The sequence below is a fragment of the Arsenophonus endosymbiont of Crataerina pallida genome (assembly GCF_964020125.1).
Classification (GTDB): Bacteria; Pseudomonadota; Gammaproteobacteria; order Enterobacterales; family Enterobacteriaceae; genus Arsenophonus; species Arsenophonus nilaparvatae.
The window spans coordinates 1,226,618-1,245,614 of record NZ_OZ026540.1; the positions used below are offsets into that span (position 1 = coordinate 1,226,618).

The 18,997-nt window shown below is 58.3% G+C and carries 24 protein-coding genes; 1 reads left to right on the forward strand and 23 read right to left on the reverse strand.

Going from position 1 to position 18,997, the window contains the following annotated elements; genetic code table 11:
- Position 1: 1 nt before the first annotated feature.
- The 8 genes from AACL31_RS06340 to AACL31_RS06375 all read right to left on the reverse strand — a co-directional run bounded on the left by AACL31_RS06340 (position 2) and on the right by AACL31_RS06375 (position 7,519).
- Positions 2-589 carry a phage tail protein I gene (locus tag AACL31_RS06340; protein WP_310513012.1) on the reverse strand — a complete coding sequence of 196 codons (588 nt, stop codon included), beginning with the start codon at positions 587-589 and terminating at the stop codon, positions 2-4.
- Positions 582-1,685 carry a baseplate assembly protein gene (locus AACL31_RS06345; RefSeq protein ID WP_310513011.1) on the reverse strand — a complete coding sequence of 368 codons (1,104 nt, stop codon included), beginning with the start codon at positions 1,683-1,685 and terminating at the stop codon, positions 582-584. Before AACL31_RS06345 ends, AACL31_RS06340 begins: the two co-directional genes overlap by 8 nt.
- The gene (locus tag AACL31_RS06350) at positions 1,676-2,035 is read right to left on the reverse strand and encodes a GPW/gp25 family protein (RefSeq protein WP_339053853.1); all 360 of its coding nucleotides are present in this window, start codon (positions 2,033-2,035) and stop codon (positions 1,676-1,678) included. Before AACL31_RS06350 ends, AACL31_RS06345 begins: the two co-directional genes overlap by 10 nt.
- A gap of 62 nt (positions 2,036-2,097) precedes the next feature.
- Positions 2,098-2,739 carry a phage baseplate assembly protein V gene (locus AACL31_RS06355; RefSeq protein ID WP_310513009.1) on the reverse strand — a complete coding sequence of 214 codons (642 nt, stop codon included), beginning with the start codon at positions 2,737-2,739 and terminating at the stop codon, positions 2,098-2,100.
- The gene (locus AACL31_RS06360; protein WP_310513008.1) at positions 2,736-3,923 is read right to left on the reverse strand and encodes a phage late control D family protein; all 1,188 of its coding nucleotides are present in this window, start codon (positions 3,921-3,923) and stop codon (positions 2,736-2,738) included. Before AACL31_RS06360 ends, AACL31_RS06355 begins: the two co-directional genes overlap by 4 nt.
- On the reverse strand, positions 3,911-4,138 hold the full coding sequence (locus AACL31_RS06365; RefSeq protein WP_310513007.1) for a tail protein X: 228 nt from the start codon (positions 4,136-4,138) through the stop codon (positions 3,911-3,913). The genes AACL31_RS06360 and AACL31_RS06365 overlap by 13 nt, the downstream gene beginning before the upstream one ends.
- The gene (locus AACL31_RS06370) at positions 4,138-5,031 is read right to left on the reverse strand and encodes a phage tail protein (RefSeq protein WP_339053498.1); all 894 of its coding nucleotides are present in this window, start codon (positions 5,029-5,031) and stop codon (positions 4,138-4,140) included. Before AACL31_RS06370 ends, AACL31_RS06365 begins: the two co-directional genes overlap by 1 nt.
- 73 nt (positions 5,032-5,104) lie before the next feature.
- Complete coding sequence (locus AACL31_RS06375) at positions 5,105-7,519, reverse strand: phage tail tape measure protein (RefSeq protein ID WP_339053497.1); 2,415 nt, start codon at positions 7,517-7,519, stop codon at positions 5,105-5,107.
- 38 nt (positions 7,520-7,557) lie between these two features.
- Between AACL31_RS06375 and AACL31_RS06380 the strand changes: the two genes are divergently transcribed.
- Positions 7,558-7,851, forward strand: coding sequence for a hypothetical protein (locus tag AACL31_RS06380; RefSeq protein WP_310513134.1), 294 nt, complete (start codon positions 7,558-7,560; stop codon positions 7,849-7,851).
- A gap of 83 nt (positions 7,852-7,934) precedes the next feature.
- On the opposite strand, the gene AACL31_RS06390 is transcribed toward AACL31_RS06380, so the two are convergent.
- From AACL31_RS06390 to AACL31_RS06460, 15 genes are all read right to left on the reverse strand, one after another.
- The gene (locus AACL31_RS06390) at positions 7,935-8,207 is read right to left on the reverse strand and encodes a phage tail assembly protein (protein ID WP_280632355.1); all 273 of its coding nucleotides are present in this window, start codon (positions 8,205-8,207) and stop codon (positions 7,935-7,937) included.
- Positions 8,208-8,395: 188 nt separating this feature from the next.
- Positions 8,396-8,920 (reverse strand): phage major tail tube protein, encoded by a 525-nt coding sequence (locus tag AACL31_RS06395; RefSeq protein ID WP_310513450.1) that lies wholly within the window; start codon positions 8,918-8,920, stop codon positions 8,396-8,398.
- Positions 8,910-9,059 (reverse strand): hypothetical protein, encoded by a 150-nt coding sequence (locus tag AACL31_RS06400; RefSeq protein ID WP_339053495.1) that lies wholly within the window; start codon positions 9,057-9,059, stop codon positions 8,910-8,912. The genes AACL31_RS06395 and AACL31_RS06400 overlap by 11 nt, the downstream gene beginning before the upstream one ends.
- On the reverse strand, positions 9,056-10,489 hold the full coding sequence (locus tag AACL31_RS06405) for a phage tail sheath subtilisin-like domain-containing protein (RefSeq protein ID WP_339053854.1): 1,434 nt from the start codon (positions 10,487-10,489) through the stop codon (positions 9,056-9,058). Before AACL31_RS06405 ends, AACL31_RS06400 begins: the two co-directional genes overlap by 4 nt.
- Positions 10,486-10,776: a hypothetical protein gene (locus AACL31_RS06410; protein WP_310513448.1), complete on the reverse strand. Its 291-nt coding sequence runs from the start codon at positions 10,774-10,776 to the stop codon at positions 10,486-10,488. Before AACL31_RS06410 ends, AACL31_RS06405 begins: the two co-directional genes overlap by 4 nt.
- Before the next feature lie 2 nt (positions 10,777-10,778).
- The gene (locus tag AACL31_RS06415; RefSeq protein ID WP_310513447.1) at positions 10,779-11,240 is read right to left on the reverse strand and encodes a Gp37 family protein; all 462 of its coding nucleotides are present in this window, start codon (positions 11,238-11,240) and stop codon (positions 10,779-10,781) included.
- The gene (locus AACL31_RS06420) at positions 11,240-11,701 is read right to left on the reverse strand and encodes a DUF1320 domain-containing protein (RefSeq protein ID WP_310513446.1); all 462 of its coding nucleotides are present in this window, start codon (positions 11,699-11,701) and stop codon (positions 11,240-11,242) included. The genes AACL31_RS06415 and AACL31_RS06420 overlap by 1 nt, the downstream gene beginning before the upstream one ends.
- Positions 11,701-12,054, reverse strand: a complete 354-nt coding sequence (locus tag AACL31_RS06425) for a capsid cement protein (protein WP_310513445.1) — start codon at positions 12,052-12,054, stop codon at positions 11,701-11,703. The genes AACL31_RS06420 and AACL31_RS06425 overlap by 1 nt, the downstream gene beginning before the upstream one ends.
- A gap of 3 nt (positions 12,055-12,057) precedes the next feature.
- Positions 12,058-12,996: a hypothetical protein gene (locus AACL31_RS06430; RefSeq protein WP_310513444.1), complete on the reverse strand. Its 939-nt coding sequence runs from the start codon at positions 12,994-12,996 to the stop codon at positions 12,058-12,060.
- A gap of 9 nt (positions 12,997-13,005) precedes the next feature.
- The gene (locus AACL31_RS06435; protein ID WP_310513443.1) at positions 13,006-14,124 is read right to left on the reverse strand and encodes a peptidase; all 1,119 of its coding nucleotides are present in this window, start codon (positions 14,122-14,124) and stop codon (positions 13,006-13,008) included.
- Positions 14,125-14,380: 256 nt separating this feature from the next.
- The gene (locus tag AACL31_RS06440) at positions 14,381-14,833 is read right to left on the reverse strand and encodes a phage virion morphogenesis protein (RefSeq protein ID WP_310513442.1); all 453 of its coding nucleotides are present in this window, start codon (positions 14,831-14,833) and stop codon (positions 14,381-14,383) included.
- Positions 14,830-15,657 (reverse strand): phage minor head protein, encoded by an 828-nt coding sequence (locus AACL31_RS06445; RefSeq protein ID WP_310513453.1) that lies wholly within the window; start codon positions 15,655-15,657, stop codon positions 14,830-14,832. The genes AACL31_RS06440 and AACL31_RS06445 overlap by 4 nt, the downstream gene beginning before the upstream one ends.
- Positions 15,644-17,131, reverse strand: coding sequence for a DUF935 domain-containing protein (locus AACL31_RS06450; RefSeq protein WP_310512929.1), 1,488 nt, complete (start codon positions 17,129-17,131; stop codon positions 15,644-15,646). The genes AACL31_RS06445 and AACL31_RS06450 overlap by 14 nt, the downstream gene beginning before the upstream one ends.
- Positions 17,082-18,446 carry a terminase large subunit domain-containing protein gene (locus AACL31_RS06455; protein WP_339053855.1) on the reverse strand — a complete coding sequence of 455 codons (1,365 nt, stop codon included), beginning with the start codon at positions 18,444-18,446 and terminating at the stop codon, positions 17,082-17,084. Before AACL31_RS06455 ends, AACL31_RS06450 begins: the two co-directional genes overlap by 50 nt.
- Positions 18,443-18,997 (reverse strand): DUF3486 family protein, encoded by a 555-nt coding sequence (locus tag AACL31_RS06460; RefSeq protein WP_310512927.1) that lies wholly within the window; start codon positions 18,995-18,997, stop codon positions 18,443-18,445. Before AACL31_RS06460 ends, AACL31_RS06455 begins: the two co-directional genes overlap by 4 nt.

Below are 18,997 nucleotides of genomic sequence, written 5' to 3' on the forward strand. Positions count from 1 at the left end.
TTTAGCTGCTCCCATGATTATAAACTCCGTCATACTGGGCGGTGTGGTTATAGCGTAACGGGACGGCGGTGTAATCAAGCGCCGCCAGTTCACAACGTGCCGGGGCAAACGCCGCCAGCGTCTGGCGTAACAGCGCCGCCTGGTCATTGGTAATAATCTGTTCCAATACCACCCGGTAAAGCGCCCAGCGGCATTCCGCGGGCCAGGCACGGGTCAGAGTTTCCCCCAATGCCGCTTCCCCTTCGCTCAGTTCGACCTCCCCAAAGCCCAGGCGGCGAATGACTTCACGTACCGCCCAGGGGGTGCCTTTATAGCGATGCAGTTCAATGGCGTTTTTCAGCATCGCCCGGCGGGCATCATCGGACTCCGCCAGATGCCAGCCATTATCGCCGGTCAGCGACAGTTGCTCAGCCAGCCAGGGCAAGGCGCTGGTTTCGGTCATATCCATCAGGTAAACCAGCAGGGGCGTCAGGTCGAGTTGCTGCAATCGGCCCGCCAATATCGCCAGCCACTGAAAGCGGCTATCGTCGGCTAATGGCGGGGGCAGCAAGCTCTCGCGGGTGGGGGTATCGGATGTGATATCAGTCATTGACCACCCCGGCTAACGTTAGGTCGATGTTTTCACACCAGGGCCATTCGTTTTCTTTCACCACCTGCAGAGCCGGTTGTTTTAGCTCGACGCTGTAAACCCCGTTGGCCGAGAGGGTGGCCTGTATCTGGCTGGGCACGATATCACATCCCAGTTGTGCGGCCTGCTTGTCAACATAACGCTGGGCGGCCTGCTTCACGGCGGCCATGACCTCGGCGCTATCGTAGCCAGCATAAACGCGGATAGCCGCTTCAATCCGGTAAGTCACCTTAACCGGCGAAGCCACCTTGACGGTATCGGTCAGCGGGCGCACCTTGTCGTCAGAACAGGCTCCATTAACCAGCGCCAGCAAGGTGTCGGATGGTAGGCCGCTTTTGACCAGTGGATAAAGCGCTACCGTACCCGGTACCGGGCGCATCACCGCCACATCGCGGATATCCTGATGGGCGCTCATGGCATGAAAGCGGTACGCCTCGCGCGAACCGGCGTTACTAAATGACGCGGGGGCCAGCCGGATACGCTCACGCAGATGCGCATCCTCTTCCGGATCAGCGCCACCGGTACTGGGTTCGGTATTGGTCACGCTCAGGTCTGCATCGTTGATGCCGTCAAGCAAGGTACTGATTTGCGCCGGTTGCCAGCCGTTGCCAAGTGTGCCGCGCTCGGTACAGGTGGCCGTCACGCTGACGGTAGTGTCGCTCAGGGTGGCCGCCTCATCGGTGGCAAAAACAATACTGTCGCGGGCGCTGACGCGCGTGCCCGCCGGAATGACCAGCGGCGTGTCGGGGGATTCTTCGAGCTGAAAACGCAGTCGGGTACGCGCTGCCGCAGCCGACAAGCGGTATACACCGACCAGTTCACCCAGGTAGTCCAGCATCGGGGCGCGGGCAAAGGCCACCAGATTCTGCTCGGCGGTATCCTGGATCGCCATGCGTACCAGTGCCTCACGGTAAGCCATCAGGTTAATCAGCAGCCGTTCATCCTGCGCCGGATAGAGCGTCTTGCCGCTGACTTTTTCATACCAGGCTATCATTTCAGCGGTCAGCGCCACCGCATCGGTGTTGACAAATACCGGTTTCTTGTCCGTTAACGCCATGCGACCTCCGTCATCTGTGGCGTGCCGTCAGTTATCGGCTGCCAGCGTACCCGCAACCAGAGATGTTCGGCGTCGACCCGCGGTTTCACCTCAAGGAGTTGTATTCGTGGCTCCCAGCGCCGCAGCGCATCGACCGTCTCTCTGACGACATGGGGGATAGCTTGCTCGGTAGGCATATCCAGATAGCGGTACAGGTTGCTGCCAAAATCGGGTCGATGCAGGTCTGCGCCACAAGGCGTACCCAGAATAATACGCATGGACTGCTCAATATCGGCCAACCCGGAAACGCGTTCGCCGTGACGGTTCAGCGCGGGCTGCCAGTAAACGGACGTTGCATAATCATTTTTCATACCGGCAGCATGACACAGGCGGGCAACAGAGGGTATTAAAGCGCATTAAAGCCTGCAAGCGCTTATATCGGCTTGCCGGTTGGCCTGCCCTCATGACCGTTACTGTGCTGATGGTTCTCCAGCGACACGTTCCCGGCCCGGATATCACCGCTGGCCTTGATATCGCCGTTAATGGTGGCTGCCACACCCTTGCCACCCGAGCCGCTCATACCGCCCAGGTAAGTGAGTTGCTTCTGCACCGTCAGGTTACCGGTCGTAAGGGTATCAGGTGCATCGAGTATGAGCTGTTGACTCGCTTTCACCGTCGCATTTTGCGTCTGAATAAGCACATTAGCCTGAGTGATCAACGTTAGGGTCTGGAGGGTGCCGCCGACGGCCATCGTATGGGTTTTGCGGTCATACTCGACAAAGGTGCCATCGGCAAAATCGACCCGGCGTTTGTCGCGTGACGCAATCGCCGGTCGGTCGACCTGTGAATAGACCGCGCCGAGCACCACACCATCATCGCCATAGGGGTCAAGTAACAGTTTGACCTGCTCGCCAATATCCGGCAGCCAGTAATCCTTGTTGTTCTGCGTGTTACGCTGCAACACCTCAAGCCAGGCGGTACGCAGATTATCCAGCTCCGGCAGGCGAACGCGTACCCGCACTGTTTTCTCATCCACCGCACTCACCGTGCCCGTGGTAAATTTGATACCGCTCATCGGGTTTTCTCCTGTGCAACGGGGGTTTCTGTTGTCACCACGCCAATACTGCCGTCGGCTTTTTTGCCGATGACCATCAGCGTCTGTGGATTGCTGGCCTTGCCTTTTTTATGCGCATTGGCAATCGGCCCCTGACCTAACTCCAGTTCGCAGGTATAGCCGCTTTGCCGGTTAAGGTCATGCCGCACCGAGGTGACGAGCCAGACTCCGGACAAGCGACCGAAGTCCGCCAGTTGCACCGTGATACCGGCTTTTAGCCGGGTCTGACCCGGCAGGCTGAGATTTGCTGTGCGCTGGTATTCATTGTGGCGGTTAAGTCCGGCGCACAGTTTACTGACCGCTTCATCGCGGGTGCGTGCCCGGTTTTGCATGTGCAGCGTATCGGCACTGGTGGTTCGGCTTCCCTTGGCAGGGACGGTTTCCTCTGCCACCGTGCCGATGCTGCCATCGGCCAGCACCCCGACGGTGACCAGTTTTTTGGTGCGGGTGTCCTGATATTTAACCTTGCCTTGCTGATAAATGCGATTCAGTGTATCGCGCAGGGTAAAGCGACTCACCGCTGATGGCGTCAGCGTCAACAGCGGCGTGGCTTCGCGCAATGTCGCGCGATGGGAAAACACCAGCGCCTTATCGGTCACCTTGACAATATAGCCATACTCACGCCCCAGTCGGGTGATAAACGCCAGATCGGTTTCGTTATACTGCGTCACCCGGTCGAGCGTCAAAGGCGCAAGGGACCCTTCCAGCCGCAGATGATGTTTTTTGGCTATCCGGCTGGCGATTGCCCGCAGCGTGGTGGCTTCAAAAGCCCGGTTACTGCGGGTACGCAACGCGCGGGTCACCGGAGCCGATAGCCCCCGTAACCGTACGCTGTCCGGCGGGCTGGAAAATTCCAGCTCATCCAGCGAGAACGTCCCGCACGCCAGCAGCGGTTGACCGGCCAGACCTATCGCCAGCGTCAGGCTATCGCCTTTACCTGGATACCAAGCCTCACGCCAGCGACCGTCACTGTCTTCCAGCTCAACGTCAATTTCATCGGCTTCCCCGGCCAGCCGGTCGGTAAAGCTCACCGACAACACATAAGGCGTCACTTCCCGCGAGATATCTTTCTGGTCGTAATGCAGGGTAAAGGTAGGCGTATCTACCGGGGTTATCGTGTCGGACAGGGGAGTTAGCGCAGCCACGGTGGTATGTTCTCCTCGGTGTCATCTGCCGCGATGATAGGGATAAGCAGCTGTACGCCTGCCGGGAGCGACGCAGTAATGGCTACCTGCGGGTTAGCCATAATGATGCGCCCATAGCCGAACGGATCGCCATAATAGTGATGCGCCAGGGTGTCCCAGCGTTCGCCTTGGCGGGTGGTATGGATAATGACGTCAGGGGTTTCGGTAGCCATCATTATCCCCTCCTGCTAATAATACGGCTGGCCAGGCGACTGAGCGGTGCGGACTGATGCTGGTACACCGTCACGGCATTACCAACCAGACCGGCGACGGTATCGAGCGCACCGGGCAGCTGTTGACTCTCGCCCGGCGCAAGGCCGCGCAGGGTAGCCTGGGCATGGTCTATCATCGTGGCCGCCTCACCGCTCGCCCGCAGGAGCGGGATGGCGTCGGGTAAGGTGCCGGTTAACTGGCGTAGCCAGGGGTGCGATTGTGCCAGCGGCGCGGCCACATCGCCCAGGCTGGTTAATACGCCGGGTACGCGGGTCAGCGCCGCCACCGGATTACTTTTCATCTGTCGTGCGACCCGGATGACACTGGAGGCGGTCTGTAGCGCCGATTGCGCCTGCCGGGCAAAGCCCACCGCCTGGCGCAGCGTCTGGCCCAGTCCCGCCGCGGGCAAGGCCGCCTGCCGGGTCTGATTCAGGTTTGGCAACCCACCTTTGACGGCAGGGGGTCTGAGCGGCTTTTGCGGGTCGCCGGTATATTCGCGCAGCGTCACCTCAACCGACAGCGCCTGGGCACTGCCCTGCGCGCTGCAAAGCTGGGTACTGAGCGACAGGTCGGTGATCACAAACCAGCCCTTGTAATCGCCGTTACCCAGCACAAAGGCCAGCGCCTGATGGGCACGGCTCGCCGCCTGCAGCCGTTGCCACTCACGCGCCGGGTCACAATAACGCTGATGAAGCACCAGGGTCAGATGGTATTCATCCAGTTTTGCCCCGGTAAACTGTAAGCCCGGCTTGTGGCCAATGCGTGCCTGCTCGGCAAAGTCATTGCCAAAGGTGCCGTCCAAAGCATCAAAGCTGGTACCCAGCTGAAAAGGGATATCCCCCAATACGGCAAACATTATTCCAGCCTCCTGCGCTGCTGTTGTTGCAGTACGCGCGCCAGCATCTGCTCCAGTTCGCGCGCACCCAGACTCAACGCCTGCTGTACCGCCGAACCAGGGGTTTGCGACCGGCCATCAAGCGCGATGTTGGGACTAAAATGCACCACGATACCCCCTGGCCTGCCATGCCATGACCCGCCCCGTTCGGCACCGAGGGGATGGGTGCGGGTCGCCAGCCAGGCAGACCCGGCAATGCCAGTCCTGCACCAGCCTGCAACAACGCCGCCAGCCAGTCGGTAGTGGCACTGCGGGTTTTCGGGGTGGTGCGTCGGATACCGATAGCGGCACCTTCAACGATATTGTCCCCAAAACCCATAAAGACCCGCGAAGGGCTATTAATGCCCAGCGTCTCGCTAAACCAGCTTTTGATACTGCCACCAAACTCGGTGATACTCTCTCTCGCCGCCGTCAGCTTGCTGCGAATACCACTGACCAGCCCCTCAATCAGGTTGCGACCGAAATCGGTAAAATTGGCAGGTAACTCAATATTGAAATAGCGCATGACGCCCGCGAACGCCTTATAGAACAGCCCCACCGGCGACCAGTTGATAATCAGCGCCGCGACACCCCCGATACCGCCGGAAAACGCCTGTTTAATATCCGCCCAGCGGGCTTTGAACCAGGCGCTGATAGGCCCCCAGTAGCGGTAAATCAGGAAAGCCCCCACAGCAATGCCAGTAATCAGCAGCCCAATGGGGGTCAGCATCAGTGCCCGACCGATAAACAGCACGGCACGTCCCGCTATCATCAGACCACGCACCAGTCCACCGCCAAGCACCTTGCCCAGACGCAACGCGCCACGTGAGAGTCGGCCCATAAAGCCGGTCAGGCGGCGAAGGCTACCGCCCTGGCTAAAGGCGGCAGACATCAGTAACCAGCCGCTGCGAACTGTCTGAAAGCCCTTCAAAAGCGAGACAAATGGGGTAGCGACCAAGTTTAACACCATTCGCACACCAAATAGTCCGATTTTAAAGGCCAGCAATCCCCCAACCACACCGGCAATGCTTTGCACAAGTTGAGGGTTAGCCTGAACCCAGCTGTTGATCTGCGTTATCAAGGGCACAACCGTATCGACAAATCCGACGACTTGCGGTGTGAGCTGCTCCCCGATACTGATCCCCAGATCACTGCTGGCGATCATCAATTGCTTCATTTTCTCAATCGGCGATGCCAGTCGCTTGGAATAGTCCTCCGCCTGCACGTCGGTGTTGGCGGTGCTCAAGGATTCAGCACGGATAGTGCGGTACTTCTCCATATTGGCCAGCATCGGACGGACAAAAGCCATCACCTGCATATCGGCGAACAGCTCACCCAGCCCAAAATTTTGCTGAAGTGCCAATAACGCCTTATCGCGAGCCTTATCGTCTTGCAGTGCCATCGCCGATTTAAATTGTGCCAGGGCTTGCGGACTTTTTCGCGCCAGATAGGTTTGCAGGGTATTCATCATCCCTTCAATCGGTGAAATGCCATACGCTTTTTGCTGCATTAACGACTTTTCAATATCGATATGCACATCGGCAAAGCGTTTTCTTGTTTCTGGGGCATACAGTTTTTCGAGAAAATTATTAAAATTGTTCGCTGCTTTATCTGAACTGCCCGCCCCAATTTTTGCCACCTGTAAGGCGGCCACCATCTCCGCAACGGCCTCCTTACCCTGCGCTACACTCGCCATTTGTGGGGCTAGCTCGGGTAACCACTTCACCTGATCAGCAATTTCAAACGATCCTGCTTTACCCCCATAGGTCATGATGTTCTGTACGGCAGCAAAATCTTTGGCTGCGATGCCTAATGATTGTTTGGTGGTAAAAGCGGCTTGCGCCCACAGTTCTGCTGGGGTTTTTGTGGCCGTCGCCGCGCGGGCAATACTTGGCAGGTAGGCGCGCAGATCATCCAAATCATCAATATTATTGCCAATCAGTGAACTGCTTGCCGCCTGTAAATCGTCCTGAGTCTGGTTGTACTTCAGGCTCCAGACGCGAATATCTTTTCCCAGCGCGTCACGGGTTTTCGTGTTAAAGCCCGCCGTGATCGCCATGTCGATCATGTTGTCCTGGAAAGTCATGAACTGTTTTACTGACGGTTGAACGGCACCATAGGCAGCGCGCGCCATGCCATAAGTTTCCAGTCCCTGACCGTAAATTTTCAGGCGATTATCACGTAAGGCAGTCGAAGTGGCAGTAACACGCGTCAGGCGAGCCTGCTGCCTTTCCAGCCGGGACAGGGTATGGCCAACCCGGATCAGTTCACCGTTCAGGCGACGGGCAGCATCGCCGCCAATGTCGCCATATCGACTTACCGCGCGTGTCAACGATGCCTGACGCTGCTGGAGTTGACTGGTCGCTGAACTGAGCCGTTCCAGCGCGCGCTGCGAATTTCCCATGACAGCCCGAAACGTGCCGTGCAAGGCAGCGGAAACGACAATGCCAATTGAAAAACTACTTGCCATAATGGTAAACTCACTAATAATCAATGAGGAGAGCAACCATGGAAACACGTCTTAATATCTTTAACGTGCTGATCGGTATGGTGGTCACTGTATGTTATTGCTATGGCCTGTACTGGGTAATAGAACCTATGGTGGCCAAAAGCGAATCCTGGATAACCATTTTTATGATGTCCGGCATTGCTACAGCCGTAATTAGCCTGGCTTTAGCCCTTCTTGCGTTCTGTTTTGGTCCCTTTATCGCACTGGCTTTTTTCGCCACTGAAGGTTTTTTTCGCTTTCTTTTTTGGACTATTCGCCGTATTCGCGCTTTATCTGTTCGCCCGCTTCCTTAAGGTAGCCCTCAAATTCTTCTACCGCTAGCCGCTCAATTTCACTGGGCTGCCAGCGAAACCACCTTGCCAGTAACGCCTCCGCCTTACGCAGTTGTCCCGGATACTGTATCCAGCCCCGCAAAGTCGCGAAATCGGCCATGCAATGCCTGGTAATCCGCCAGATCCATTTTGTCCAAATCTTCCGGCAACAACCCGGTCATGCTGGCAACCAGCAATTCATCCAAATCAGACGGATCCTGACTTTGCTTGCGTACCTGTTTCATGTCGCGCACGGTCAAACGCCGCACGGTGACCTGGGTCAGCGTCTCGCCGTTGGCGAGCGGATAGGGAAAACGCAGGGGGTAAGTGTCGTGCATAATAAGCTCCTGGATTGAGAGGATGATCTTGACCCTGACAGTCTGTCTTTTGGTGCGGTCAGGGTCTTTTAAACACCATTAAAAAGTGTGGATCACTATTCAACCGTTGGTACGTGCTAAAAGTGGATCACTTTTCGACCGTCGTTGACAATAGCGGCGTGATAACACCGCTGAAAAGGGATCACCCGCTAACCACCAATATTGGCCCGGTAGTCTGCCAGCATATCCACCCCGCCGACGCGAAAAATATTCGCCATGTAGTCCAGCTCCAGTAATTCTTCGCCATCCAGCACCTGCTTGATATAGGTGCAGGTAAAGGCGCTGCTTAAATCCGGATCCTCATGCTGCTTGAAGGTGCCCAGCGGGTTCTTTTTGAACATCACCGTCATATAGGTCACCATCGGCACTTCATTGAACCGACCCTGGCTGGCAAACTGCTGAACACTGCAACGGCACTGCAGCTGGTAGGTGCTAAACGGGTTGGCGACCAGCCGGGCGACATCGGCGTAGAAACTGTTCCACTTGATTTCCCCCTCCAGTTTGTCAAAACCGTAGGGCAACTCTATCTTGCCCACCAGACCGAGCGCCTTGCGCTCCTGCATGATGGCCTGTATCTCCGGGCACTTCACCTCTTCGGCCCTGCCCAGCAGATTATTGCCATTAACGTAAATATTGGCATTGCTAATGGCGTTAAGCTGAATTTTACCGGTCATACGCATTCTCCTCGATAACATTAATGCCGCTGACAGCACAGGGCCGCGCATCGCCGCTGTTTTCTTTTATTAGACGCCCGCTTATCACCGCCACACAGTGGCGCTGACGTAATACCGGGCGTCCACCTCTCCTTATCATGACACGCTTCCTTTCAGGTTAGCCAGAAACTCGGCGGTGATCTCGGTTTCATAGGTCAGCCGCTCCATCGGAGGGGGCGGGGTATAGGCGTAATTCAGCAGCAGATGCCCGGCAGACAGCGCTTCTTGCGTGTTACGTGCCTTGTCATACCAACAGCGAAAGCCAAGCAATGCCCCATCGCCTATCAGCTTGCGCCCGTAGGCATTGACCGACTCGCACAGGGCATCAATCAATGCCTGATCGATGGGCCTGTCCATATACTGCAGACTGAAAAAGCGCAGCGCCTCGTCGAGCATATCGCCGGTGCGCCGCACGTTTTCAAAGTTCTTCATATGGGTGACGGTCGGAAACGCAGCCGTACGGTTGCCCCATAGGCGCAGACCGGTACCAAAACCGTTAAATACCGTGGTGATGCCGTTTTCATTAAGCTGGTTAACTTCACTTTGGGCATCACCAAGTTTCGCCGACAGCGCCCGCTCCATACCCACAATCCCGGCAATCTCCTGATTGGAGGACGACCACCAGAACCCTTTTTCCAGGTCGACTTTCGCCCGCAATCCCGCCGCGCGTTGCGAGAGCGGCTCCAGGCGATTTTTGTTGCTGGCCTTGTCATAGACCAGGGCATGCGGATAGCACAGGCGCACCCGCTCGGAGGCGGTGTTGAAGTTGATGGTACCCGCCGACCCGCGACCGGCGATAGCCTGCGCAAAGGTGGTGCCAATCGGCGCATCCACATAGGCGATAGCCTTGAGCTTGTCGGCATAGGCCGCCAGCTCCGCCGTGACCGAGGTCTGGGTACAATAGACCGGTGCAATCAAAATTTTGGCGTCATAGCCCAGCAGATTATAAACATCGTCGAGCACCTTGATGCCGCTCCGTCGTCCGGCGGTATCGATACTGCCCAGAATATCTGCCGGCGTGACCTGACCGGTATCCAGATGATCGTAGCTGGCGATACAGGCTTCGCCTGCCGGGATAGCGCCTTTGGCTTGCCGCGTTAGCGTCCCGCTTATCGGCTCAAGCTGATAATCCGTCTCTCGCCGATACGTGGTTTTGCTGTCGGCGCTTTTCAATACCAGATGGCTGACATAGCCATAGCGCAGTCCGGCACGTTGATGCTGTACATCAAATTTCAGGTCATTTTCATCCACGTGCTGGGTGTGCCGTGTTGGATCCAGTACGTTGATAACCACCACCGTACCGGCTCCATGATCGTAAATCGCCCGCAGCGCCTGCGGTATGGTAAAACCGTCGATTTCCGGGCCAAACTGGGCCGCGTCCTTTTCTGACAGGCATTGTATCGGTTTATTCACCGGGCCGGTCGGGGCGGTGCCTATCAGTCCTATCACCGATGATTTAGAGCCTCGTACCGGACGGGGGCCGCGCTCGACCTCAATGGTCTCCGGGCCGTGTACATAGGGATCGCTCATGCTTTTTCTCCTTCCGTGCGCGGGTTGTCTGTTTTACGCTCTCCCGCCTTCGCTGTCGGCGAGGGGGTGGCGGCAGGCCGGGATGTCACCGGACGCGCCGCCGGTTCAATGTAGACTGGTTGCGCATCCAGGCGCGTCAGATAGCCGAGACACACCAGTGTCTGGGTGTACTCATGATCTTCCGGCATTTTCACTTCCCGCCCTGGCCAGAGCAGGACTTCCTGCAGCACCTCGCCGGTACGCAGGGTGACGCCACTGGGTGGGCCGTCATAACGAAACAGGGCCATCTTTATTGCTCCTCACGGGTTATATGGGTTAATGGGGGATTGTCTTCGGGGCTGTCGTTCTGGATAAAGACCGTCACGGTCTCAACAGTGAGCGCGTACTGCCACAGCCCCTCGGTCTGCCCCAAAAAGACCTCCTCGACCAGCCAGATATCACGCTGGCAGTCGGGTGGACGCCAGCCGCCCAGACACTGGCGCACCTGGTCAAGTACCGCCACCGCGCCGTCTTTGCCGTTAAGCTGTCTCACTACCACCGTGGCGGTCAGTCTGACGGTCTGCGGCTGAATAACTACCCCGATATCCTGCGTCTGGCCAAAGCGGGATTTGCCGTAGCTGACCAGCACCGCCCCGTGCGGATGGTTCAGGCGAAACTGCTCAGGCCGTTCGGGGAAAAAATCCACATGCAGCCCTGGCAGCTGAAGGCGCAAGCGTTCAACCACCGCACTCAGTAGGGTAAGGGTATCCATCAGTAGCGCTCCAACAGGCCATCACGGCCACCGAACTGCCGTTCCCGGCTGCGGACACGGTATTCCCCCGGCTCGGGCATATCCTTCTGTGTCGCCTGAATGCCCAGCGTCAGCTTGCCGTCGCGCAATGCCACCAGGGTTTTCTCGGTGGCGCGGTAGCTTTCCTTCACCGCGTCCGGCAGGTCACCTTCAGGGCGGCGGCGATAGAGGGCATGGCACACCAGATTCAGCGCCAAATCCTTAAGGACAGTGGGTACCTGCGTCAGCGGCAGGGTATAGCGCCCGCGCAGATGCGCATCAATCAGCTCGACCGCATACCGGATAGCCTCACTGACCACGGCCTCATTAACCACTTCCGGTAGCGCCTGGCAAATCGCCATGCTCACCCCATCCTGCGTCAGCTCAATCAGCGTCTGGCGGGGAATCACCGCCGCCACATCATCGGGTGTGCAGTAATCCATCAGATACCTCGCACCATGCGGATAAGCTGGCCTTCGGCAGTGGCGCTATCGAGCGCGACCCCCACCGTAGAAACGGGCAACGCCCCCTTATCCAGTGGACTTTCAGGGATAACACGCCCCTCGGTATCGGCTTTCACATATTCACCGGCACTGACTGCGCCCCCGGCTTCCACCGCCATAATGCCTATCACGTTAACCGGGACGGCATCGCCGGTTTTACCGTCTACCGCCGCCACGCCCAGCTCTGCGCCGCTGCCTTTAAACACCTTGCCGGAGATACCGACCAGTCGGTGCTGGATTAACGCCTCGGCGGCAATCATTGTGGTGGTCAGCACCACCTGTTGGGTCACCATGACTCAGGCTCCTTTTACGTTGGTGATAAGATAACCGGCATCACTGCCCACCACCGCCACCTTGTAGATATCGGTGTAACGCACGTTCACCACCTTGCCCCCGGCACTGTCAAACTTATCGACCCTCGGCATACCCTGACGGCGGAAGGTGTAACCAAATGACGGCTCGTGTTCATCGGCGCTGTCGCCGCTGGCCTGTGGCCCGGACACGTAATGCAGCATCACGTTGTCCTTCCACAGGTCGGAGACCTTTTTGCCGTCCTCGGCGATCGCCCGTGGCGCGCCGACCAGCACCTTGTCCACCTGGAACAGGTCCTTGAGGATCTCCTCGGTGATGCGCTTGCGCTCATTGGCACCGATGGCAGCCTGCAGAGCGGGATGAAAACGCAGCAGGGCCATCACGGATGCACCGAGCGTGATCACATTCGGTCGCAGACCAATGTTCTGGCGAACAATTTCCATGCCGGCTTCAATATCCTTGAGGGGGTTGCTGTCCTTGGCTCCCCAGCCGGTGGCGGCGGTGAGTTTTTTGACGGCATCGGCCGGGTAGATCTTGGTGTTCTGTGCCAGCTCGGCCACATACACTTCGCGGCGCAGCTCAATGCCATTGGTGGCGCGGCGTGCGGCCTTGGCTTCCTCGTTGAACATCGACTCTGCCTGTTCCCGGTAATCCACCGGCGCGGCCAAATCATGTTCATCCAGCACGATATCCATCGCGTCCTGCTTTTCGCGGATCATGATATTGCTGTCGGCACCGACGGCGCGTTGCGTCTCATACACCGCAAACAGCCCCTTGCCGAAGGTGGGCACTTTCGCCCCTTCCTTTTCCATCATCACCATCGGGAACAGCTGCTCACCGATAAACGCGGCATTTTTATAGCCACGGGCGACGGTGGTCAGTACCGGGTCAGCGATGCGCTTCCCCTTGAGATAATCAGACATACTCTCTCCTTACAGGCAGCGCTTGACCGCCGCTTCATAGCTGATGTTTTCAGACGTCGCCAGGGCCTGCGCTTTCTGGTGCAGGGCCAGCGCGACCGGGTCAGCATCGGCAAACTCCAACGACTGCCCCAACGGGTTGCCGCGTGCCTTGGTCGCCACCTCGCTGAAACTGACCAGCGGCGGGGCGGTTTTCAGCACGGCGCGAAACGCCTCGCCCAGCGGCTGGGTAAGACTGCCCTCGCTGAAGGCCACCGGCGAGTCGCCGCGTTCAACCGCATCCAGCAGCGCCGCCACCACGTTTTTGGCGGCAGGGGCAAGACGCCCTTCGCTGACTAGACCGTCGGCAAAGGCGGCATTCATTTCATGGCGCTGACGTTGTTCGGCCTGACTGTCGGCCTGACGACGCGCCTCAAGCTGACGCTTCAGGTCAGCGTTCTCCTGCGCCAGGCGCAGCGTTTCTTTCTCATCCACAGTGTTGTCCTCAGTGGTGGGGGGAATTGATGGTGTAGGGGATGCTGGGGCGGCAGGTGTGCTTTCAGTGAAAGCCGGACGCACGCTGTCGCTTTCCTGGCCTGCGTCGCGCAGCGCGTCGATTTGCCACGCAGGGAGCGCCGCCTCGGTCGCTTCACGGCCAAATTTCTCAATCAAAAAGTCACGCAGCCGGGCGAACAGTGACGCACTGGTTGTACTGCTCCAGTCGGCAAACTCGACCACGCCTTCTTCCGCTTCACTGAACGCGGCAGGCTTGAGGCCCTTAATCGCGGGCGGCTGTGCGCCGAGAAAACCTATATGGCGCAAATACCAGTTACCGGGCTTCGGGTTGCCGGGCGCATCGGGGGAGTAGAAACAGGCAGAAATGTTCTTGTAGCGTTTTTGCGCCACCAGTTCGGCAAAGGCCGGGTCGACGTCCTGGGGTTCAGCCAGCACATCAGTACCCTGTGCCACCAGGCTTTTTACCCAGCCGTAGGCAGGGGAGTCGAGCGCAGGATGCCCGACCACGATAGGCGCATCGTACAGCGCCGGATCGTAAGCCTGCACCATCGCCGCGACCGCCGCTTCGCTAAACTGGATCCGGTTGCCGTGCATATCGGTATGCGTACCGGTTTTGAAAATATGGAGTGTGCTCATGTCCCCTCCGGTCAATAGACAGGGGGACAGTGTGGCGTGTGAAAACGGGGCAGGCTTTTAAAGGGGTTTAAGAATGTACGGATAACGGCGGGTCACCCACATCATGCCGTTAAAAGGCGACGACCGTCAACGCAGGTGATAAAAATGGCGCAGGAAAGCCTTTATACAGGAAAGCCTTTATAAAGGTTTATAAAGGCCGTCAGGGCGTTCAGGGGTAAACTGACCCGCCTGAACGCCGTAAAACGCGCCACGGGCGTTAGCGGCGGGTGGCCCGTTCCAGATAGCGCAGCACCGACGCCAGCAGTTTTTGTTCGGTACCGGGCTGAAGCGCACCCTGCTCATCCACAGGCAGATACGGTCGCGCAGGCAGGGTGACGCGGCGTTGGCGTCCGGCCTTGCCGCCCAGTTGATGAATACGCGCATAATCGAGGTTGCTGCCAAGCGCCGCATGATGGCTACTGTAATCGGTGGTGACACTGCCGCGTAGCTGGCCACTGGCCGACAAGGTCATCCCCTTGCGCGCCAAGGCGGCCACGGAAGGCTGCCAGGCCGGGTGCCCCTCATCCTCGAAGTTCAGGTCGGTTTCGGTCTTGAGGGTTTCTGCCAGTGCGCGCATCAGCGGCGTCATGTCCTGCCCGGCGAGGCTCAGGTCGCGTAGCGCCTTTGCCAGTTCGCGGGCATCAATCTGAATGTGCATCAGGTCTTTCATGATAGCCCTCGTAACTGTTGACGCGCCAGTACAGCCAGCGGGCCGCCGTAGCGCGCGAGGTCAGGCTCGTAAGCACGACCGGGTGTATAGGAAAAGCCGACGTCCGGACTGAGGGTTTTACCGGACGGTAAATGAAACGTGGTCACCGGCTTCATTTCCCCGGTTTTTTCAGAGACCAGTCTGAGCGCCGTCTCCAGTCGACCGGCTGCCGTCCCCACCGCCAGCCCGCGCTGACGAACGTCGTCGGCGGAGAGCGCAATCACGCTGCAGCGACAGCGCCAGCCGTTAGGGGGATAGAAAGTCTGCCAGAACGGATCATCCGCCGGGAAAACCAATCCGTGCAGTGCCAGATGACTTTTGCGCGTACGGTTATCGCGGATGGCCACGTACATCCAGTAAGGCCGATCATCGATATTGGCCTGCTGCTCGGCCCAACGTCCGGCGCTGTAGAGCATAGAGAGATTGGTGCGGTAAATCGTCTCCAGCCGCCATGCACTGCCCTGCTGGACGGTGACCGGCTCGCCCGTGACGGGGTCGGTGGTATCGGTTTTTCCCCACCATCCCTTAGCCTGTAGCACCGATGTCAGTTCCTTTTTAAACCACTGCAGTGTCTTGCCTTCCGCCAGGGCTTTTTCCAGTGCCTGGCGGATATCCTCCAGAATATCGAGGCGCATCACTTTCGCCACGGTAAAGGCTTGTGCATGCGCTTCCTGCCACATCTCCTCCCAGTCCCAGGTGATGCGGTAGCCCTTGGCTCTGAGGTAGGCAATGGCGCGTGCAGGCGGCAGGCCAAAACAGACGGCAATGTCGTTACTGTTGAGCACTGAGCCTCCCGGCGATGTTCGCCACAAATAAAATCCGCGCCAGGTGCGCTTGCAGACGGTCAGCCGCCATACGCGGATACATTTCTGCCAGCATGCCCATTAATGCCTGGGGAGACTGGCCCTGCTCGACGGCGGCAAACAGCGGAGCCAGTATCGGCTGCATGGCCTTATCCCGTTGCCCGCTGGTTATCAGACTCTCCAGCGCGTGCTCCAGTTCATCCTCTGCCAGCCCGGCGGCGTCGGACTGCGTCTCGGCAAAGGCCGCGTTCGTCAGGGGCGTCATGACCGCAGACTCGCGCAGGTCGCCCGGCTGCAGGTTGTACTCACGCATAAAGTATTGCGGGGTAAACAGCGTCGCGGCCTGAGACAGGCTCAAATCGCGTTTGGCCTGGGTCTCGTCAATGGTCTCTTGCGCCCACAGCTCCCATGAAGGCATCGGCACCTCACCGAAGTTAAGCTCCACCATAAACCGCAGTACCTGATTGATGGCACTCATCACCATGGACGCATCGCCATCGCGGATATCGGCGGCGACTTCCAGTCCGGCCTGCGCCGAGGCGTGCGTGGTCTCTGCTTCGGTGGTCTGGTTTTGTCCCAGCAGGGCAATGACGATTTCAGAGCGCGCCAGTTCAATCAGATGGCGATAGATGTCGCTGGAGGCACCCTTGCCCGCCGATTCAATGATTTCCACCGTGGAATCATTGGGAATAACCGCCACCGCGTCTTCCACCATCTTGTCGAGCGAATCGAGCAGCAGGTCAATTTCCGCATCGGCGGTGCCGCGTGGGTGTTTGCCAACCAGCCAGGGACTGCCGTACTTCTCGGTAAAGCGCATCCAGAAACGCCAGCCGCCTTTTTTAAACGCCACCGGCCAGAAGCACATCGACAGGTCAGGAAAGCCGTAGGGGTTATCAAAGGTGGCATCTTGTGTTGCCACCACAAACTTGCGCGGCGGCAATAATTCACCGGCCAGCCCGGCCTGTCTGGCACGAAAGCGCAGCTGGTTGCCGTCATCAAAGCTAAACCACTCCGGCGGTTTACCGACAATATCACTGACCTGCAGGCGGTCGTGACGTTTGACCCAGGTCAGTTCAGCGGGCTGGTAGCCAAAGAAGGCCGCATCCAGCAGCTCGCCAATGATACGGTCGATATCCCAGCCTTCCATCACCTCACGCAGAAAATCCACCACCGCCGGATCGGCATTGCGGGGCGTCAGTCCCCGCTCCAGCGCCTTGACCGCTGATTTACGGCGGCGAATGCTGCTGCCGACCAGCGGCTCAGCGCGCAGTTCACGGTAGACGCTGATGTCGCGCCCCAGGGATTTAAGAATAACGTCCGGGTTAGGCAGCCACTGGGTAAACCCCAGAATGCCTGCCGGGCTGCGCTCGCGCGAGGCAATCGTGCGCATCAGTGGCCGACGCGGGTCAGCGAAGGCGACAAATTCGGTCGGTGTCACATAGAGTCCTTGTGCCATTAATAACCCTCCAGTAATCGGTTAGCCTGCCGGGGCGGCGGGAGTAAACACGTCCCGGCCCGGTCGGGCTGTCGGCGGCATTGAGCGCCAGAAAACAGGCCCAAGTGCGGTCAGCATGGCCACTGGCATCGCTATCGGCCACAAAGCGCGGGGCACCGGTCGGGCCGGTCACGCGCGTTAACTTGTGCAGGTCAGCCCGTAAATCCTTGTCACCTTGCGGAATACGCAACCGGCGGTCTTCAAAGATTTCTTTGCCGCGCGTGGCCAGCGTGAGTTTATTACCGGCGGTAAACAGCACCCCCTCGACGCGATGGGTACCATGACGGCGTTTGGCATCTTCCACCGGCTTTTCGCCCATGCCGGTCTGGTCAATGCAGCAACGCAGTACCCGGTAGCGAAAAAAGACATCATCGAGCAGCGCGTCCTGCTCGGCAAAGGTGGCCCGTTTGCGGGTAATGATGTCGCGCGTCCAGTACACATCCCCCACCTGCTCAATCACCCAAATCACAAACAGGTCATGACGGGTGGCGATATCAACGCCGACAAAACAGGGGCCATCGGCATAGTGCTCAGGAATGCCCGCCAGGTCATGCTCTACGCCGTCAATCAGTTCATAGGAGAGCCAGCTTGATGCTTCATCGAGCCATTTGAGTTCAAACTCCTGCGCCCACGCATCCTCGTCGTTCAAGGCAGCACGCATGTCGGCAATATCGCGCGGCAGCCCTTCACGCACCGCCTGATAGATATCCACCACATGGCGTGACCAGACGGTATCTAATGACGCATCGGTCATCAGTTCATAGAATTTGTTGCCTTTGCCGTTAGGGGTGGAGGTGACGCGCAGCTTGTAGCCGTTCGATATCACCGGAAATAGCGCCGTCCAGATTTTGCGGCTGTCGGCATGAAAGGCGAACTCATCGAGAAACACATTGGCGGCAAAGCCGCGCGCCGTATCCGGGTTGGCCGGGAGTGCGGTAATACGCGAGCCGCCGGGCAGCACCGCCTCTAGCATCGTATAACGCTCACCTCCACTGCCCATCAGGTAACCTTCAAACTCACGCGCCACCAGACTATAAGCCTGGCAATGCTTTCTGACGCCTTCTTCCATCGCCTCTTTGGCCTGTCGTTCACCGCGCGAAAGAATGACCCAGCGGGTACGACCGCCACGGGCCTCGGTCTCAAAGCAGTCGTCAACCAGCTCCAGCGTGGTGGTAAAGGTTTTGCCGGTCTGGCGGGCAAACTGGCCGATTTTAAAGCGCGACCGGTCAAGCAGCCAGCGCTGCTGGTAAGGGTAGAGTTCAACATTTTTGCTCATGCGATAATCCCGTAAATTTCTTCACGCACCCGCTTCAGCGTATCCAGACTGACATGTGCTTTACCTTGCTGCGCCGCTTCCTGCTCCAGCTCATCGAGACGGGCGGCGATTTTCTCGCGCACCTCTGCCTGATAGCGTTTGAGGCTGACTGACGAGCGGGTCAGGGTGGCAATGCTTTTACCCACTTTGGCTAACAGGGATGCGCGCTCGGCGGGCTCCATCTCGTCATCACTGGCTTCTCGTACGTCAATCAGCGCGGTCAGGATATCGGCCTGAATGGTGGCGATAATCGCCTCCGAGCGTTTGTCCTGGTCGTCTTCCGCCCCTTCGGTAATGACGCGTGCCATTTCGGTGGCTTCACGAATGGCGGCAAAGCGGCGCTGCACCTTTTGACCGTAACGGGAAATCTGCGCCCGACCGATGCTATACCCTTTATCACGCAGCAACGTCTCCAGCTCCCGGTAGCCACTGAAATTGCGCTCGGTCAGCGCCCGGTCGAGCCATTCACGTACCGATGGGGGCAATACCTCGATATGACTGCGCGGTGCCAT

What these genes read in the sequence shown, in the direction of transcription:
- AACL31_RS06340 (WP_310513012.1), bottom strand. Translation starts at nt 589, where the DNA reads ATGACTGATATCACATCCGATACCCCCACCCGCGAGAGCTTGCTGCCC.
- AACL31_RS06345 (WP_310513011.1), bottom strand. Translation starts at nt 1,685, where the DNA reads ATGGCGTTAACGGACAAGAAACCGGTATTTGTCAACACCGATGCGGTG.
- AACL31_RS06350 (WP_339053853.1), bottom strand. Translation starts at nt 2,035, where the DNA reads ATGAAAAATGATTATGCAACGTCCGTTTACTGGCAGCCCGCGCTGAAC.
- AACL31_RS06355 (WP_310513009.1), bottom strand. Translation starts at nt 2,739, where the DNA reads ATGAGCGGTATCAAATTTACCACGGGCACGGTGAGTGCGGTGGATGAG.
- AACL31_RS06365 (WP_310513007.1), bottom strand. Translation starts at nt 4,138, where the DNA reads ATGATGGCTACCGAAACCCCTGACGTCATTATCCATACCACCCGCCAA.
- AACL31_RS06370 (WP_339053498.1), bottom strand. Translation starts at nt 5,031, where the DNA reads ATGTTTGCCGTATTGGGGGATATCCCTTTTCAGCTGGGTACCAGCTTT.
- AACL31_RS06375 (WP_339053497.1), bottom strand. Translation starts at nt 7,519, where the DNA reads ATGGCAAGTAGTTTTTCAATTGGCATTGTCGTTTCCGCTGCCTTGCAC.
- AACL31_RS06380 (WP_310513134.1), top strand. Translation starts at nt 7,558, where the DNA reads ATGGAAACACGTCTTAATATCTTTAACGTGCTGATCGGTATGGTGGTC.
- AACL31_RS06390 (WP_280632355.1), bottom strand. Translation starts at nt 8,207, where the DNA reads ATGCACGACACTTACCCCCTGCGTTTTCCCTATCCGCTCGCCAACGGC.
- AACL31_RS06395 (WP_310513450.1), bottom strand. Translation starts at nt 8,920, where the DNA reads ATGACCGGTAAAATTCAGCTTAACGCCATTAGCAATGCCAATATTTAC.
- AACL31_RS06400 (WP_339053495.1), bottom strand. Translation starts at nt 9,059, where the DNA reads ATGATAAGGAGAGGTGGACGCCCGGTATTACGTCAGCGCCACTGTGTG.
- AACL31_RS06405 (WP_339053854.1), bottom strand. Translation starts at nt 10,489, where the DNA reads ATGAGCGATCCCTATGTACACGGCCCGGAGACCATTGAGGTCGAGCGC.
- AACL31_RS06410 (WP_310513448.1), bottom strand. Translation starts at nt 10,776, where the DNA reads ATGGCCCTGTTTCGTTATGACGGCCCACCCAGTGGCGTCACCCTGCGT.
- AACL31_RS06415 (WP_310513447.1), bottom strand. Translation starts at nt 11,240, where the DNA reads ATGGATACCCTTACCCTACTGAGTGCGGTGGTTGAACGCTTGCGCCTT.
- AACL31_RS06420 (WP_310513446.1), bottom strand. Translation starts at nt 11,701, where the DNA reads ATGGATTACTGCACACCCGATGATGTGGCGGCGGTGATTCCCCGCCAG.
- AACL31_RS06425 (WP_310513445.1), bottom strand. Translation starts at nt 12,054, where the DNA reads ATGGTGACCCAACAGGTGGTGCTGACCACCACAATGATTGCCGCCGAG.
- AACL31_RS06430 (WP_310513444.1), bottom strand. Translation starts at nt 12,996, where the DNA reads ATGTCTGATTATCTCAAGGGGAAGCGCATCGCTGACCCGGTACTGACC.
- AACL31_RS06435 (WP_310513443.1), bottom strand. Translation starts at nt 14,124, where the DNA reads ATGAGCACACTCCATATTTTCAAAACCGGTACGCATACCGATATGCAC.
- AACL31_RS06440 (WP_310513442.1), bottom strand. Translation starts at nt 14,833, where the DNA reads ATGAAAGACCTGATGCACATTCAGATTGATGCCCGCGAACTGGCAAAG.
- AACL31_RS06450 (WP_310512929.1), bottom strand. Translation starts at nt 17,131, where the DNA reads ATGGCACAAGGACTCTATGTGACACCGACCGAATTTGTCGCCTTCGCT.
- AACL31_RS06455 (WP_339053855.1), bottom strand. Translation starts at nt 18,446, where the DNA reads ATGAGCAAAAATGTTGAACTCTACCCTTACCAGCAGCGCTGGCTGCTT.
- AACL31_RS06460 (WP_310512927.1), bottom strand. Translation starts at nt 18,997, where the DNA reads ATGGCACCGCGCAGTCATATCGAGGTATTGCCCCCATCGGTACGTGAA.